Source organism: Saccharibacillus sp. O23, from assembly GCF_002205895.1.
In the GTDB taxonomy this organism is placed as follows: domain Bacteria; phylum Bacillota; class Bacilli; order Paenibacillales; family Paenibacillaceae; genus Saccharibacillus.
Window position 1 is genome coordinate 54,973 of the sequence record NZ_NJDE01000002.1, and the last position, 15,614, is coordinate 70,586.

The following is a 15,614-nucleotide window of genomic DNA, read 5'->3' on the forward strand; positions in this document are numbered from 1 at the left end:
AGGAAGGTCAAGGTGAACATCGATATGAAATCTTTTTTCGATCCGGCGGTGTGGGAACAAGAATGGAAAACGTACGGAGACGGCGCGGCGGAGCGGATGCGGCGTTCGGGGATCGATCCGGCCACGGCATTCAACGCTAAAGCGGACAAGTTCAACGAGCAGTCTTTTAACGAAGAAGGCCGGAGACGCAGCGCGCGAATCGTCAATTGGCTGGCGAGCCGCGGCGTGCAGTTCGACGGGGCGAAGATTCTGGACGTAGGCGCAGCTTCTGGCGTATTTACGGTACCTTTTGCCGAACGGGGCGCGCAGGTGACCGCGTTCGAATCGTCGCCGCCGCAGGTCGAACTGCTGCGCGCGAACACGGCACGTTTTGCGGATCGTCCGGTCGAGATCGTCTCCGGCGAGTTCGAGAAGATCGATATCGCCGCAAAAGGTTGGAACGAAGCGTTCGATCTGGTGTTCGTCTCGATGTGTCCGGTCGTGCACGATTGGGACAGCGTGGAGCGGATCTTGAGCTGCGCGCGCCGGTTTGCTTATATCAGCATGCCGGTCAGTTCCTCGGAGAACAGCTTGGTCGACGAAGTCGTGCCGCTGATCACGGGCGAGCCGTTCCGACCGAAGATGACGGAGATGACTTATCTGCTGCACTTGCTCGCGCTCAAAGGGTATGCGTTCGAGACTCTGGTCACCCGAGAACTCAAGACGACCGAACACACGCCCGAAGAAGCGTTGGAGGAGACGATGATGTGGCTGCGCCACCATAAGCTGCCTGCGGACGAACGGAGCCGGAGCATCGTCGAAGAACATTTGAAGCGCAATTATCCGGCAGACAACGTACAGATTCATCAGGGCGGCCGTTTCGGCAAGGTATTGATTCGGCTTCAGGACCAGAATATGTACGTCGAAGAGTAAACGAATCGGGAAAATTCCGGCAGGGGTGTTCAAACGAACATCTGTGCCGGTTTTTTTGTGCGGATCGGCTAAAACGGGTATACTGAAAAGACGAGATCAGGCATAGGAGGTTACGATGAATCGTTTTCTTTTAACGCAAGGCCTTTCGATCATTTCCGCCTGCAAAAAGGAAACCGGAGACATCTGGCAGGCGCATTTCGGCGCGGCGGCGATCGGAAGCTGGTTTTTCGCGCAAAATCCTGCATTGGACATCGGGACGCGGCAGCAGATCCATACTCAAGCGGAAAAGATGGTTCGGTCCGTGTATGCTTCGGAAAACGGCAGCCGTTCGGATCAAGCCGAAGACGGACCTCAAGTCGATCGGGCAAAAGCGGAAGCGGCGGTTCTGAACGCGTTGGAACGGACGATCGACGGCCTGCATTGGGTCGGGCATAACGTCATTTACAGCGCGGCGAGTTTGTCTGCGATTCGCGAATTGGACGGGTGGGGAACGGACGAACAGATCGCGGGCCTCGTCGAGCTGATCGCTTCGTTCGAGAAAACGATTCCCGGCCGTTCATGGATCGGATACAGCGCGTCTGAAGTGAAACGTTTGCCGATCGCGCCGGAAGACGGGTTTCCGTTGATCGCGGGGCCCGAAGAGTTGTCGGCTTTCGTACTGGAAGAGTTGGCGTCGTTTTCGGTCATCTACCGCGCGGAAGCGCATCACGATCTGATCGGCCATCTACTGACTTTCTCGCATGCGCTGAACGTGCTGCATGACCTCGGTTATCCGGAGTTTTTCGAGCGAGGTCTTGTTCCTCTGCTGAAGTTGGCCAAAGCGCTGCGCGCAAGCCGCTCGATTGCTGCTATGGAGACGGTTAAGTTGGTCTCTTCCGTGGATCGGCTTCCGCTGCAACCGGCTAAGCGCAGCGCATACCTCCCGCTCGACAGCAAATTCTGGGCCGAAGATTACGAGCGAACGAATTGGGATTTCGGCCATGTGTTCAAGTTCGCGCACAGTTTCTACGATCATCTGGCTCGCGTGAACAAGTCGGAATTATCATACATACAAGCTTTTCGGTACGTGATCGCTCAATAAAAAGAAGCAAAAGAAAGCAGGGATAAGATGGGGATTCCTAAACTGCAAGCCGTTTTTCTGGATCGCGACGGCACGCTGGGCGGCAGCGACGAGATGATTCTGCCGGGAGCGTTCGAATGTTATCCGTCCGTGCCGGAATCGATCGCCGCGCTTAAATCCGCAGGCAAACGCATCTATTCGTTCACGAATCAGCCGGTGATCGCTCGCGGTCAAGCTCGCATGGAGCAGTTCGAACAAGAATTGACGGGTTTCGGATTCGACGGCGTGTACGTATGTCCGCACGAGCACGGGGAAGGCTGCGCGTGCCGGAAACCGGCGGTCGGCATGCTGACCCGCGCGGCGGAGACCGACGGCTTGGATCTGCGAAGATGCGCCGTGGTCGGAGACCGATGGACGGATATGGTCGCCGCCTATGCGGCCGGCTGCATCGGCATTCTGGTTCGGACGGGAGCGGGACAGGCGGAGCTTGACCGGTATGAACGCGGCGAATTTGGCGAAGCTTGGGCAGCCGCGTATCCCGCTTACGTCGCGGAGGATTTGAACGAAGCGGTATCTTGGATATTGGATCAAGAGCAGACCGACGGATCCATAAGCGAAGGTATCGATACGGAGTGGCCGGTCTGGGCGACGGAAGCGATCGAGATCAAGCCGGCCGATCCGGCATGGCTGAGCAAAGGGGAAACGGAAGCTTCCCGCGTTCGCGATCTGCTGGCAGAGTACGAAGTGGATGCGGTGGAACATATCGGAAGCACGTCCATACCGGGACTTCCGGCGAAGCCGATTCTCGATCTGATGGCCCGTATTCCGTCTTACGACGAATTGGAAGCCGTGGTCGCGAAGCTGGGCGAGCACGATTGGCATTACGTGCCGCCGGAATTGGACGGAGTGCCGTCCCGGCGCTTTTTCGTCAAAGTCAAACTCGATAAACGACAATGCCACCTGCATCTGATGCGGCCCGGCGAAGCCAAATGGGACCGGCAGCTGCGTTTCCGCGATATTTTGCGGGAACGTCCGGAGCTTGCGCAGCAGTACGCCGAGCTGAAGACCGACTTGGCCGAGCGCCACGGCGACGATCGGGAAGCGTATACGCGCGCCAAAACCGATTTCGTGCAGCGGGTATTGAGCGAATAACGGGAGGATGTCACGGATTGAAAAAGTATATCGAGATCGGAATCGGCAACCGCTGGTTCGTTCGAACGGAAACCGAGCACGAAGACGGCACCGAGACCGAAGCCCGAGGGATCGTCAGGCCTTTTTCCTGCCGAACGTTGTATATCCGCATCTGGATCGGGAAAAAGGTATGGATTCTGGATTCCCGGGAAGGCTTCAAGACCGCATCGAAAAAACGCAAAGCATTTAAGCTTATCCTCGGGTTTGCCGGGGAATAGGAGGCATCATCGGGGGATCGACGACGCCCGCAATATCGCCCGCATTTTCGTCTACTATCAAGACAAGATAGCTGGAATTTGGCTTAAAGGAGGTTCCTATGTCTATACCTATTGCAAATCACGCTTCCATGCTTCCTTCGCCCGAACTGACCGCCGCGATCGAACGTTCGGAGATCGACTATATGCTTGATCGCATGACGGCGATTCAAGAACGGCCCGGCAATCCGGAAGGCATCGAGATTCGCCGATTCGGCGGCGCCGTCGCTTTTTCCAGCCGGACGATGCCGTGGCCTTCGTTCAACACGGTAAAAGGATTGACGGACGCGAATCTGGACGATCTGGATGCGATTCTGGAATTCTACCGCCTTCAAGGCCGCAAAGCTCAATTGGAAATCGTACCTTCCCGGGTAGGACCTGATTTCCTCAGACGTCTGAACGAACTGGGGCTCTATCAGTCGGGCTTCCATTGTTCGCTGATCGGAGAGCCTCGGCCTCCCGTCTCGGATCGAGCCGGGCAGACGATCGCGATCCGCGAGATCGGCGCAGACGAATTCGAACTGTACGCGACCTTGCACTGCCGGGGGACGGGGCTGCCGGACGAGGGGATTCCGCATGTGCGGCGCAATAACGAAGTGCTGCACGGACGAGCCGGATGGACCTTTTTCGCGGCGGAGTCGAACGGGGTTCCTGCGGCGGCCGCCGTCATGTACGAACGCGGCGGAATCGCTTCGCTGACGTTCGCGGCCACGCTGCCCGAGTTTCGCCGGCAAGGTTTGCAGCGGGCTTTGATCCAACATCGCGCGGCCGAAGCTTCGGCGCGGGGCAGCAAGGCGATCGTCGGCCAATGCGCTTATCTGTCGCAAAGTCATCGCAATATGGAATCTGTCGGCATGAAATTGGGTTATATCCGTACGGCTTGGACGCAGCTCTGAGCCGAACGAATCGATACATAGGAGCATAGGAGGCGAGCAAGCATGACGATCGTATACCACGACTACAAAGGAATTTCGCCGGAAGACGTCTCGAACGTGTTTCGCGGCTCGGGCATCAAACGTCCGTATGAAGATTTGCCGCGTCTGGCGAAAATGATCGAAGGCGCGGATATCGTGATCACGGCATGGGACGGCGGGAAAATCGTCGGTCTCGCCCGGGCGCTGACGGATTACGCGTACTGCTGCTACCTGTCCGATCTTGCGGTCGACGCGGATTATAAGCAGAGCGGAATCGGCAAACGGCTGATCGAAGAAGTACGTGCGAGGATCGGCGACGAATGTTCGCTCGTGCTGCTGTCGGCGCCTTCGGCGACCGATTATTATCCGAAAGTCGGTTTCGAGCGGACGGACAAAGCGTTCGTGATCGCGCGCAAAAAGTAAACGCGAAAAACGGAGGGACGGATCGATAAACGACGAATCGGTAAACGGAGAGGCTTCGACGGGACTGCCTACGCTTCCGCCCGCGGAAGAATGCCGCAGAATCTTCCGGGCGGCGGCCATGTTGGATGCGATACTGTCGCCGGAATGGGAGTTCCGGTACTATTCCTATAACGCGGCTTGGTACGAAGGCGAAGAGATGGCGTCTATGCGCGACGGGGAAGGCAGTCATTACTTTGCTTGGTTCGGTGCGCATGGCTTGATGATCAAAGGTTTCGATCATGAGCTTGTCGAAGCCGGTAAGACAAAGATCGGTGTCGCCCCGGTGCCTGACGCCGTCGCCGAATTTCTGCGGGAGCCGGCATTCATGGGCGAAGAGACGACGTTCTGCTTCTGGATGCTGCCGGACGAATCCGGCTGGACAGCGGACAAAACTTATAGCGAAGAAGAATTCCGCCTGCTTGGGCTGCTGATTGGCGGAGCGGAATATTATCGGAAATGGGCGTCTGAGTACTACGAGACGAAAGTCGATCTCGACGCGGTCAAGCGGGTGTTCGCGCAGGAACCGATAACCGAGGAACTGCTGCGGTCGCTTAACGAAGAGCTGACGCTGGAAGATTTGGCGGAAGATCTGGAAGAGATCGGGTATCCGCGCGGTTAAGCGCGATAGAATGCAGCGGCCAAAACCTTGCGAGAAAGGACGCTGCGAAACCGCAATCGAAGGAGGTAAAGGAATATGGAGATCAAGATCCGCAGATTGAATTCGGACGATCCGGCGATCATCGAAGACGCGTTCCGCGAACAGGGCTGGCACAAGCCTGCGGAATTGTTCGAACGTTATCTGGCCGAGCAAGAAGCCGGGCTGCGCGTGACGCTGGTCGCGGAAGCGGACGGAGCATTCGCGGGTTACGGCAGCGTAATCTGGCAGCCGGACTATCCGCCTTTTCGCGAGCAGAGCATTCCCGAGATCAGCGATCTGAACGTGCTGATTCGGTTCCGCAAACAGGGGATCGCTTCGCGGTTGATGGATCGGGCGGAGCAGGAGATCGCGGAGCGTTCGTCGTCGGCAGGAATCGGGGTGGGATTGTTCGCCGATTACGGGCAAGCCCAGATCATGTACGTCAAACGCGGTTACGTGCCGGACGGTCGAGGCCTGTACATGGGCGATCGTCAGCTTCAATACGGCGATAACATCACGGTGGACGACGATCTCGTGCTGTATTTGACCAAAAAACTGTCCGTATAAAAAAGTTTGGCGAAAAAGCAGGAAGCGTCGGGTTACGAGCTGCTGGACAAAGACCTATTCCGACCTGTTTTGGCGCAATACAAGATCGACGGCGAAGACCCGGATGCCGAATTTGATTTGCTCGAGCAGGTCGAAAATGCGATGAACGAATGTCTGCTTTGCCTTGAATACGGAACTTGCGCTGCGCGAGATCCGCGAAACATTGGAGCAGAACGGACAGCTCGACGGCTGCATGATCGCTTATATGCAAGCTGAGAAATACATATGGTCTTATCCGACCGCGGGCGAAGAAGTCCGATTGTTCTTATAAACGTTCCAATAAAAAGGCGAGGTGAAGCCGAATGAACATCCCCGCTATGATCCAAAAGCTTCGCGGTTACGGCCTTGTGTTCGATCCCGGCTTGACGCCGGAAGAGGTCGAACGTGTCGAGCGCGAATACGGGATTCTTTTTCCGCCGGATCTGCGAGCGTTATTGGAAGCGGCCGTGCCGAGAGGCGAGAAGTTTCCGAATTGGCGAGACTTCTCGGAACGCAATAAACGGCGGATTCGCGAAAAACTCGACTGGCCGCTGGAAGCTCTCTTGTTCGATGTAGAGTACAACCGTTATTGGCACGCGGATTGGGGCGATCGTCCGAGCGATCTTAATGAAGCCAAAGAAGCGGCGAGCCGTTTCTATCATACGAATATTCCCAAGCTGATTCCGATCTACGGCCACCGTTATCTGCCCGAGACGCCGCACGAAACGGAAAACCCGGTGTTTTCGGTATGGCAGGCGGACGTGATTCCTTACGGAGAAGATCTGAAGCAGTATTTCGAAATCGAATTCGGCGGCCGTCCTTATACCGATCTTCGGTACGAGAACGTCAAACCGATCGTGTTCTGGAGAGAATTGTCGGAATAACCCTAAACGTCGATCGAACGAAAAAGGAGGCGAACGTTTGAATATTACGCTGCAATTGGCGGATCTTGAAGACGCGACCGAGATTCAGGCGATGCAGGTGCGCGCTTTTGCGCCGCTGCTTGCGAAATACCAAGATCACGACACCAGCCCGGCCAACGAGTCGGTGGAAGGCATCGAACGACGGATTCGTCAGCCTCAGACCGATTATTATCGGATTCTGGAAGGCGAAGAGGCGGTCGGCGCAATCCGTATCGTGCGGGGAGAACCGGCGCACCGGATCAGCCCTTTGTTCGTTTTGCCGGAATATCAAGGACGCGGCATCGCGCAGCAGACGTTCAAGCTGATCGAGCAGCTCTACCCGGAAGTTCGATATTGGGAATTGGCGACCGTGCGGGAAGAACGGGGCAACTGCCATTTGTACGAGAAAGTCGGCTATACGTTAAAAGGAGAACCCGAAGTCGTGAACGAACGCATGACGATGGTGTTCTACGAGAAGGTGATCGAATGAACGGAGAACTGCATCAACTGCTGCTGCTGTCTTCGGCCGCCAACTTCTATCTGCGAACCCGCGAATATCGGCCGCTGGAAGGGTTCGATCCGCAGGTTTTTCGTTTGCGTTTTCAAGACGAGCAAGGACAACCGCTGCCTGCCGCGCGTAAAGAAGACTCGCTGCAGAGTTGGCTGCATCATCTTCGCAAGCTTCGCTGCCGCGGCGTGCTGGCGATTCGACTGGACGCCGGCGTCAAAGATCGCGAGCTGAGCGGATTCTCGGGCGGCGGGCAAAGATGGGCGCTGGTCGCCAGATTCGCCGAGTTCGACGAGATCTGGACAGCCGATTGGAACGCGGAACGGCAGGGGGACGCGATGCATTGGAATATCGACTATCGCTGCCGCCGGACGACGGAGTTCGATTGGAATGCCGATCGTACCGACCTCGAAAAATCCGCCGGGCGATTGGAGCAAGCCTTGACGGAGATCGGGAAGCTGGCGGACAAGATCGGCGAACGACATTGGAAAATCAACTTTTTCGATCCGGCGTTGGATCTGCTGAGCGGCAGGGTACGTGTGAAAAATCAGCTTCCTAGCGGATATTCCGATCGGGCGCAGCGGGTGTATGCGGCCGTGTACCGGTCATGGGTGTTCGGGGGAATGGGTTCGTGGAACGACGTCCCTCCTTATTCCGCGCATGAACACGGATTGTCCGCCGAATTCGATGCCTGTTCCGATGCGCTGTACTCGGCGATGCAGGAAGCGCTCGAAGCGGCGGTCAACGAGTCGGCGGAGCAGGAGTAGAAGTAGGACCGGTACGGAAGCTGCGAGACGAGAGTGAAGTTGCTTCGACCCCCGAAGAGGGAGAAAGGAGGCCGAACGATGTCGAATCCGCGCAAGATCGTCGTAAACGATCAGCAATTCGTTTATACGCTGAATGCCCAGTATGACGGGATCGACGGGACAAGCCGGGTCGCATTGACGCTGTTCCGAGCAGAGAGCCGCAGGCGCGCGTTCGCGTTTCGTTTTCACACTTGGGAAGACGTCGTCGCGGGCAGCCCGCTGATGGTCGGGATCGATCTTCGCTATCGGGAAACGGGGGGGATCGAGCGATGGAATCTACATCATCCCGGTCGTGTGCGGCTTTTTGTGCTCTATGCGCTTGAAAGTGGATGGGGCGGGAACGCAGAGACGGACGCGGTCGACGGAATCGGCGTGTTGGAGGAGCTGGGTTGGGAAGCCGAGATGCTGCGGCCCGGAAACGAGACGACGCTTTTTGTCTCAAGGGCTACTGCAACCGCAGCAAGCACGCCGTCTCGCCGACCGACTACTGACGATTGTTGACTTTTTGCACACATTTTCGCCTTAAAAAGTGGATTCCAAACAAGATGTTGACGTAAAGTCAACAATTTTCCTCTAAAACGCCGATTGCGAGCGATTATAGGCGAAATTGTTGACCAAACGTCAGCATTTTTCAAATCAAGCTCGAAATCAGCGCAAATTGTTGACGGTTTGCACACATTTCAGCCACGGAGCTTCTTTTACTATAAAAGTCCCGTCACCGTCGCACCGATTTACGCCACTTTACAACAGCACTTCCGGAAAACTGCCCACCGTCTCGTATCTGCACACATACGTACCGCCTCGAATCGCACGCAATAGCCGTTTATCGACCAGACTTTTCAGCAGGCGGCTGCATTTGCGATGGCTGAAGCCGTATAGATCGCGGATGTCTTTCGGTCGAGTCGCTCTCCCCAGACGCCAAGCGGTTCGCAGCACGTCCTTTTCTTCGGGAGAAAGCTCCGACCGCGCCGCGCGGTTCGACGTCTCGATCAGGAGCAGTCCGAGGCTGAGCTGCAGCAGCATCCGGCACACTTCCGGCCGCTGCTGAATATCGTCGAAAGCGAAATGCAGCATTTTCCACCCCATTCCGGTCAGAAACGAGTCGCGGTTCAGCGCATACCGAAATTTCTCGCATTCGAGCAGCATGGCCTCCTCTTTTTCATTTCAGATTCATTTAAGTTCGCTCTCTTATCCTAAGTTCATCACAGAACGCGAAGAGGTGAGCTTCCCATGATGAGAGCAGACGACAACATTTCCATCCGATCCAAAAAGAAGCGCAAGTGGCCGGTGATCGTGCTGGTCATCGTCCTTGTGCTCGGCACCGTTTTATACAGCTTGGCAAACCGTTACCTGATCCCGCACGTCGAAGTCGCCGTCGTGGACAGCACGCTCAGCAGCGGTGGTGGCAGCAGCAACTCCGATTCCGGTTCGGCCGCGACGACGATAGAAACGACTGCCGCCGCAGCGCAAGCGAACGTCACGTCCGACGATTGGAACTATAAGAGCGACGACCTCGACATCAGCATCAAACAGGTCGTGACCGGTTCGGGTTCCGATCAGATCACGTATTACGTCGCCGATGTGGTCGTGGACGACGCGACCGATCTCAAGTCGGCGCTCGCCAACAACAGCTTCGGCACGAATATCACGGATACGACTTCGAATATCGCGTCGAACGCCGGAGCGATTCTCGCGATCAACGGCGATTATTACGGCTTCCGCGACGACGGCGTCATTATCCGTAACGGCACGCTGTACCGCGACGAACCGACCCGGGACGGTATGGCGCTGATGAAGGGCGGCACGATGAAGACGTACGACGAGACGACCATTTCTTCCTCCGAGCTGCTCGCGGAAGGCGCGCTCAACACGCTGTCGTTCGGTCCGATTCTCGTGCAGAACGGCGAGATCGCCGGCGATTTCAGCAGCGTCAGCATCGACAAGAACTTCGGCAACCGTTCGATCCAGAGCGCCAACCCGAGAACGGCGATCGGCATGATCTCCGCCAATCATTACGTGTTCGTCGTGGTCGACGGCCGTTCGAGCGAGAGCCGCGGCATGACGCTCAGCGAACTCGCCCAGACGATGCAAGACCTCGGCGCGACCGAAGCGTATAACCTCGACGGCGGCGGTTCCTCGACGATGTATTTTATGGGCCGAGTGGTCAACAACCCGCAGGGCGAAAACAAAGAACGGGCCGTCAGCGATATCCTGTACGTCGCGGAGGGGGAATAAGCCATGACCATTCTGATTCCTTCTTACGAACCCGACGTGCGCCTGCTCAATCTGATCGTCAAATTGCAAGAATACGGTCTCGGTCCGATCGTGATCGTCGACGACGGCAGCGGACCTTCTTATCGGGATCTTTTCGACATGGCGCGGTCTTACGGCTGCACGGTGCTGACGCATCGGCATAATCTCGGAAAGGGCAGCGCGCTCAAAACCGGTTTTCGCCATATTCGCGAGTGGGATCTGCGCGATCCCGTCATCTGCGCCGACAGCGACGGTCAGCATCTGCCTAGCGATATCAAGAAAGTAGCGGACGCCGTTCTGCTGCATCCTTCCGCGGGCATGGTGCTCGGCAGCCGCAAATTCACGGGCAAAGTGCCGCTGCGCAGCCGTTTCGGCAACAGTGTGACCCGCAGCGTGTTCGCGATCGCGACCGGCGGCAAAGTGCATGATACCCAGACGGGACTGCGCGGATTCTCCTACAATATGCTGGATTGGTTGTGCGATCTTCCGGGCGAGCGTTTCGAATACGAGATGAACATGCTGCTCGCCGCGCGTAAAGACGGGTATGCCATTCGGGAAGTATTCATCGAGACCGTCTATCTGGAAGAAAACAAATCGTCGCATTTTCGTCCGCTGATCGATTCGTTCCGCATTTATCTACCGATTCTGGCTTTCGGCGCTTCGTCTGCCGCTTCGGCGGCGATCGATTTTCTGCTGCTGTTCGTGTTCCAATATCTGACGCATAATCTGTTCTTGTCCGTAGTCGCCGCGCGGCTGTGCAGTTCGATCTTCAATTATTCCGTGAATCGCAGATACGTTTTCGGAGGCGCTAACGCGGCGAAGGTCCGCAGGTCGATGCCGAAATATTTTTCGCTGGTCGTGCTGGTCCTGCTGTTGAATTACGGATTGCTGTACTTCTATAACGAGCAGTTGATCCTCCCGCTTGCGGTTGCCAAGATTCTAACGGAAGTGTCGATCTTCGTGTTCAGTTTCTGGATGCAGCGGCGGTTCGTGTATTAAGCAGCGGAGAAAAGAGGACTCCTTCGGTTAACGCCGAAGGAGTTTTTGGCGTTGTTATCTATTGAAAAAGCCAACCATTCGGACAGACGCGCGTTTATAGTAGATAGAGAGCCGGTAAACAAGGTAAACCGAAGAACGGAGGAGTAGAAGAATGAACGAAAAAAGAAAAATGTGGATATGGCTGCTGATTCCGTTTCTGTACGGGGCTTTGTCGTTCGTGTTCATACGGATTGTGCCTCCACTGATCGCGCAGATCGTGATGGGAGCATTCTGGCTGTGGGTCGGGATGCAGTTCGCTCGCCTCGGCGGCAGCTCGATCCGGAATTTCGTATGGGGCAACAGTCTATGGCTAATCTCGTTCCTGCTGTTCTTGTGGCAGTTCGTACTGTTGAACGACGAGAATCGGAATATGGTCATCGCCTCGCTCAGTCAGAATTACATGTTGGCATTTGTCGTGTCGGGCGTGTGGGCGTACAAGCTATCCAATCCGAGCGTTTTCTATTCGACTACTGCGATTCTGCTCGCTTATCTCGTGATGTTTGCGGTGTTCGCGATCGGATTCGTTTGGGGGAAAATTAAAAAAGCAGGATACAGCAAGCAAACGGCGAATCGTTGAAATAGACGAAGCGGACTGCCTGATCGGCAGCGCAAATAGGAAAAGGAGAGAAAAATATGAGCAGCTTGATCGATTACTATAGCGCTTTCGACGAATGGGGAAGATTGGAGCGCGAGCCGTTGGAATTCACGATTAACCGGCATCATATTCTGGCCCATCTGCCGGCCGAAGGACGGGTGCTCGACAACGGAGCGGGACCCGGGCAATATGCGATGGCGCTCGCCGAGCGAGGATATCGGATGACTTTGACCGATCTGACGCCGAGACTGGTCGAGATCGCCGAAGCCAAAGCGGGAGAACTGGGCTTGAGCGCCGAGTTCGACGGATTCCATGCCCGCGACGCCCGCGATCTGAACGGTCTGGAGGACGAAAGATTCGACGCGGCGCTGATGCTCGGACCGATGTATCATTTGCAGCAGGAAGCCGACCGCGAGCAGGCCATTCGAGAACTGCACCGCGTGACGAAGCCGGGCGGTACGGTGTTCGTTGCGTTTATGCCGCGAACCGCGTTCTTGAGCAAGTCGCTGGCGCATCCGCAATCGTGGAAACCTAATCATAACGCCGAAGGGCTGAATCGCCTGATGACGACCGGCGCGTTCGATCATGCCGACGAAGGACGATTTACCGGCGCTTATTATTTCGAAGTCGGCGAGATCGAACCGTTTATGGCGCGCTGCGGATTCGAGAGCGTCAAGATGATAGCGTCGAGCAGCATCGCGGGCGCGATGAACTCCGAACAATGGGCGTATTGGCGGGAACGCGGGGAAGAAGAGTTTCAAGCGGTGGTCCGGCATCTGATCGACGTCTCGGACGATCCGCATATCTTGGGGATGTCGCCGCATGTGCTGTATATCGGGCGGCGGAAGTAAAGGTTGAGCGCTGACTTTGGAGGTATTTCATGCAGCAGGAACATTCTTTGATTTTCTGGGCCAGAGCCAAAGCAGACGAAACGTTTGATGAAGCGGCGGAAAAAGCTTATCCATTGATGCAATTATTGATGACAAAAGGTGAAGATTTCTTTCCGAAATATAAAGTTCCGAGTCGAGCGAAAAACAAAGATTTGCCGTTCGAATGGACTTTTGAGAATTTTAAAAAGGTTCTGAGAAAAGGAAGCAATCGGGAAGGAAAAGTCGAGTTTCTGGATTTAGGGTATTCAGTGATCTTTGCGTCTTCTTTACAAAGTAAAGATCAAACCTCTATCAAACTTCGAGTAGGCACGCAGCATTCTCGTTTTAGCAATACAATGATTGTTAAGTTTCCGGACAATAGTTCTTTAAGCAGTAAAGAACAAGCTAATCGCTTGGAACAGCTTTTCAAAGATTGTATTCCGCTATTTGATCCTTACTGGGCGGCTATTGTGAATTTGACTAATCGAAGAATACTCAATCCTTATGATAATGGCGGGTTATCTGCTTTTGTGCACTGGTTGAACTACTGGAATAGCGAATATTTTCAAGAATTCATCGAAAATAAGATTAACGATGCTCCTGTATTATCTATGACAGAATGGCAGGATGGCTATCTGATAAAACTCCAAGAAAATCCGATCGACAGCGAGAATCCTGCAGAACTTGAAGCGCAACGAGCCGCTAAAGAATACTTCGGTTTATAGAAAAAATCCATCTCAAACGTCGGTCCTCGCCTTTTAGCGACCGGCGTTATTCCTTTTCATTACAAATAGTCTCAAGAAACTGCCGACTTTAAGTTTGATTTCTGAGTTCAAAAAGATTTCAGTTTGGGTTTGCTCTTAATATTTTACGTAAAAGGAGAGCCTTTATGTCTGTTGCGGCTTTTGTCATCAATGAGTGTGATGCCAATAATACGAATTTTTACGTGCCGATCGCTACAGAAGAGTTTTTCGAAAAATACTGGAAACCGGCCGCTGAAGAGCTTGGTTTAATCTGGATTCCGTTGTTTCAATTCGGGTTAGACATTACGGCCGAGGATATGGAGTCCGTAAACACCGAGCTGGATGCCCTTCAAGAATGGACCGGCAAATATATGTCGGGAGATCCGAAAGAGCATCTATTAACAAGAGCAAACCTTCTGCAAACCAAGTTGAATACGATTTTCGCTGCACAAAAAGACATTCGAATCTGTATTGGATAAGTCGGGCATGATCTAATTCTCTGGCTAAAAGGAGGAAGAAACCGTTGGGTAAATTTATGTGTAGGTGCGGGAAGCTTTTGTCTAATTCTCTAGACCCTAACGAAGTTGAGCTTTGGGTGTATACGGATAAAGAATTCAGCGAAAAAGTAACGGATAAGGAATCGACTTGGCTTATCGATCTCCCTGAATATGCAGTCTGGAGATGTACGCGTTGCGAGCGAATCTACTTTTTTAAAGATTTGCAACCGGTCAAAGTTTATAAACTCGAAGAAGACTGGCAGGATGATGGAGAGGACGAAGATGACGATGAGGAAGAAGGCGAAGTCGTCATCATAGAAACCTAAAATCCAATGCTCGATTCAACACAACAATCATCCGAACGTCGGCCTTTCGCCTCCCAGCGAACCGGCGTTTTTACGACTAGAGTAATAACGCAATCAAGGAGAAGATCCAATGAGAGAGACCAATAAGTTAATCTGCTGGTCTAAATCCAGAGAGGAAGGCTTCGATGAAGCGGCGGAACGAACCTACGCATTGCTTCAAATGTTAAGAGAACATGGAGAAGAAGTGTATCCTCGGTATCAAGGGAAACGTCGCAAAAATAAAGTGCCTTTCGAATGGAACTTAGAGAATTTCAAAAAAGCATTTCGAAAAAGCGGCGATAAAGATTCTCGGGATATCGGATATATGATGTGGTTTTTATCTACGCCGGAAGAAAAGACGCAAGCCTGTATTATGTTTTCGAACGGAACACGAAGCCCGCTCTTGCAAAATACGTTAAAAATTCAGTTGAGTCCGAACTTTTCTTTTTATGAGGAAGAGAATATACACAATGTTGAGCAGATTTTTCGCAAGTGTATTGATCGGTTCGATCCGTATTGGGCTGCCGTTATTAACACAAACAATACGAGCAGACCTGAATATAAAGAAAGCTCTTTGGATGAGTGTGTTCATTGGCTTAATTATTGGGGGCCGGAGCAGGTTGAAGAAGTAGGCGAGGAGAAGATTCAAAAGGCTCCTTTACTCGCTGTCGAGAAACACGATGAAGGTTATCTGTTGAAATTGCAGCCAAGCCCGATTCGCAGTGATGAGGAAGAGGACTTTCGGCGGCAGTTAAATGCGAATCGGTATTTCGGATGGTAAGAACGAAATTGTATTAAAAGTTTATTTAAACGCCGGTCTTCGCGTATGAGCGAACCGGCGTTTTTCTTTTCCCCATCACGAAATCCCCATTCTCTATCCTCACCCGCCAAACCCCGCCGTTAAGCCATTCTCTTGCCAATCCCACCGCATAAAATCACCCTTTCCGCAAAAAACGCCACTTTTTTTACCCAACGTTTTCGTCAAAAAATCGCCATCAGGGCGAATATGAGTCATTGCCCGGAGCGGATCCGGCGGGTAGAGTG

The 15,614-nt window shown here is 53.9% G+C and carries 22 protein-coding genes and 1 pseudogene; 22 read left to right on the forward strand and 1 reads right to left on the reverse strand.

Annotated features, from left to right (window positions below; translation table 11 throughout):
• Window positions 1-24 precede the first annotated feature (24 nt).
• From CDO73_RS01800 to CDO73_RS01860, 14 genes and pseudogenes are all read left to right on the forward strand, one after another.
• Entirely contained in the window at window positions 25-912 is an 888-nt protein-coding gene (locus CDO73_RS01800; RefSeq protein WP_088486788.1) for a class I SAM-dependent methyltransferase, read from the forward strand.
• Between the two features lie 115 nt (window positions 913-1,027).
• Window positions 1,028-1,993, forward strand: a complete 966-nt coding sequence (locus CDO73_RS01805; RefSeq protein WP_088486789.1) for a hypothetical protein — start codon at window positions 1,028-1,030, stop codon at window positions 1,991-1,993.
• Between the two features lie 33 nt (window positions 1,994-2,026).
• A pseudogene (locus tag CDO73_RS01810) lies at window positions 2,027-2,566 on the forward strand (HAD-IIIA family hydrolase); the annotation flags it as partial.
• A gap of 15 nt (window positions 2,567-2,581) precedes the next feature.
• Complete coding sequence (locus tag CDO73_RS01815) at window positions 2,582-3,124, forward strand: GrpB family protein (RefSeq protein WP_088487210.1); 543 nt, start codon at window positions 2,582-2,584, stop codon at window positions 3,122-3,124.
• A 17-nt stretch (window positions 3,125-3,141) separates the two neighbouring features.
• Window positions 3,142-3,381 carry a DUF3977 family protein gene (locus tag CDO73_RS01820; RefSeq protein WP_088486790.1) on the forward strand — a complete coding sequence of 80 codons (240 nt, stop codon included), beginning with the start codon at window positions 3,142-3,144 and terminating at the stop codon, window positions 3,379-3,381.
• A 98-nt stretch (window positions 3,382-3,479) separates the two neighbouring features.
• Window positions 3,480-4,313: a GNAT family N-acetyltransferase gene (locus CDO73_RS01825; protein WP_256972516.1), complete on the forward strand. Its 834-nt coding sequence runs from the start codon at window positions 3,480-3,482 to the stop codon at window positions 4,311-4,313.
• 42 nt (window positions 4,314-4,355) lie between these two features.
• Window positions 4,356-4,754: a GNAT family N-acetyltransferase gene (locus CDO73_RS01830; RefSeq protein ID WP_088486791.1), complete on the forward strand. Its 399-nt coding sequence runs from the start codon at window positions 4,356-4,358 to the stop codon at window positions 4,752-4,754.
• Window positions 4,755-4,872: 118 nt separating this feature from the next.
• On the forward strand, window positions 4,873-5,412 hold the full coding sequence (locus CDO73_RS01835) for a hypothetical protein (protein WP_256972517.1): 540 nt from the start codon (window positions 4,873-4,875) through the stop codon (window positions 5,410-5,412).
• Between the two features lie 75 nt (window positions 5,413-5,487).
• On the forward strand, window positions 5,488-5,997 hold the full coding sequence (locus CDO73_RS01840; RefSeq protein ID WP_088486793.1) for a GNAT family N-acetyltransferase: 510 nt from the start codon (window positions 5,488-5,490) through the stop codon (window positions 5,995-5,997).
• Between the two features lie 163 nt (window positions 5,998-6,160).
• Window positions 6,161-6,307 (forward strand): hypothetical protein, encoded by a 147-nt coding sequence (locus CDO73_RS26635; protein WP_179218474.1) that lies wholly within the window; start codon window positions 6,161-6,163, stop codon window positions 6,305-6,307.
• Between the two features lie 31 nt (window positions 6,308-6,338).
• Window positions 6,339-6,899, forward strand: a complete 561-nt coding sequence (locus CDO73_RS01845; protein ID WP_088486794.1) for a hypothetical protein — start codon at window positions 6,339-6,341, stop codon at window positions 6,897-6,899.
• A 37-nt stretch (window positions 6,900-6,936) separates the two neighbouring features.
• Window positions 6,937-7,407, forward strand: coding sequence for a GNAT family N-acetyltransferase (locus CDO73_RS01850; RefSeq protein ID WP_088486795.1), 471 nt, complete (start codon window positions 6,937-6,939; stop codon window positions 7,405-7,407).
• Complete coding sequence (locus CDO73_RS26935; RefSeq protein WP_218821606.1) at window positions 7,404-8,192, forward strand: hypothetical protein; 789 nt, start codon at window positions 7,404-7,406, stop codon at window positions 8,190-8,192. Before CDO73_RS01850 ends, CDO73_RS26935 begins: the two co-directional genes overlap by 4 nt.
• A gap of 78 nt (window positions 8,193-8,270) precedes the next feature.
• Window positions 8,271-8,732: a hypothetical protein gene (locus CDO73_RS01860; RefSeq protein WP_088486796.1), complete on the forward strand. Its 462-nt coding sequence runs from the start codon at window positions 8,271-8,273 to the stop codon at window positions 8,730-8,732.
• 240 nt (window positions 8,733-8,972) lie between these two features.
• On the opposite strand, the gene CDO73_RS01865 is transcribed toward CDO73_RS01860, so the two are convergent.
• The gene (locus CDO73_RS01865; protein ID WP_088486797.1) at window positions 8,973-9,377 is read right to left on the reverse strand and encodes a hypothetical protein; all 405 of its coding nucleotides are present in this window, start codon (window positions 9,375-9,377) and stop codon (window positions 8,973-8,975) included.
• An 84-nt stretch (window positions 9,378-9,461) separates the two neighbouring features.
• On the opposite strand from CDO73_RS01865, the gene CDO73_RS01870 reads away from it, so the two are divergent.
• The 8 genes from CDO73_RS01870 (at window position 9,462) to CDO73_RS01905 (ending at window position 15,351) form a co-directional block, all read left to right on the forward strand.
• On the forward strand, window positions 9,462-10,466 hold the full coding sequence (locus tag CDO73_RS01870; RefSeq protein ID WP_256972518.1) for a phosphodiester glycosidase family protein: 1,005 nt from the start codon (window positions 9,462-9,464) through the stop codon (window positions 10,464-10,466).
• Between the two features lie 3 nt (window positions 10,467-10,469).
• A complete protein-coding gene (locus CDO73_RS01875) occupies window positions 10,470-11,483 on the forward strand; it encodes a bifunctional glycosyltransferase family 2/GtrA family protein (protein ID WP_088486798.1) in 1,014 nt (337 codons plus the stop codon).
• A gap of 151 nt (window positions 11,484-11,634) precedes the next feature.
• Entirely contained in the window at window positions 11,635-12,099 is a 465-nt protein-coding gene (locus CDO73_RS01880; protein ID WP_088486799.1) for a hypothetical protein, read from the forward strand.
• A 56-nt stretch (window positions 12,100-12,155) separates the two neighbouring features.
• Window positions 12,156-12,968 (forward strand): class I SAM-dependent methyltransferase, encoded by an 813-nt coding sequence (locus CDO73_RS01885; protein ID WP_088486800.1) that lies wholly within the window; start codon window positions 12,156-12,158, stop codon window positions 12,966-12,968.
• A 29-nt stretch (window positions 12,969-12,997) separates the two neighbouring features.
• Window positions 12,998-13,711: a hypothetical protein gene (locus CDO73_RS01890; RefSeq protein WP_088486801.1), complete on the forward strand. Its 714-nt coding sequence runs from the start codon at window positions 12,998-13,000 to the stop codon at window positions 13,709-13,711.
• A gap of 164 nt (window positions 13,712-13,875) precedes the next feature.
• Window positions 13,876-14,208 (forward strand): hypothetical protein, encoded by a 333-nt coding sequence (locus CDO73_RS01895; RefSeq protein WP_088486802.1) that lies wholly within the window; start codon window positions 13,876-13,878, stop codon window positions 14,206-14,208.
• A 44-nt stretch (window positions 14,209-14,252) separates the two neighbouring features.
• Window positions 14,253-14,552 carry a hypothetical protein gene (locus CDO73_RS01900; RefSeq protein ID WP_088486803.1) on the forward strand — a complete coding sequence of 100 codons (300 nt, stop codon included), beginning with the start codon at window positions 14,253-14,255 and terminating at the stop codon, window positions 14,550-14,552.
• 109 nt (window positions 14,553-14,661) lie between these two features.
• Window positions 14,662-15,351 carry a hypothetical protein gene (locus CDO73_RS01905; protein WP_088486804.1) on the forward strand — a complete coding sequence of 230 codons (690 nt, stop codon included), beginning with the start codon at window positions 14,662-14,664 and terminating at the stop codon, window positions 15,349-15,351.
• Window positions 15,352-15,614: the final 263 nt, after the last annotated feature.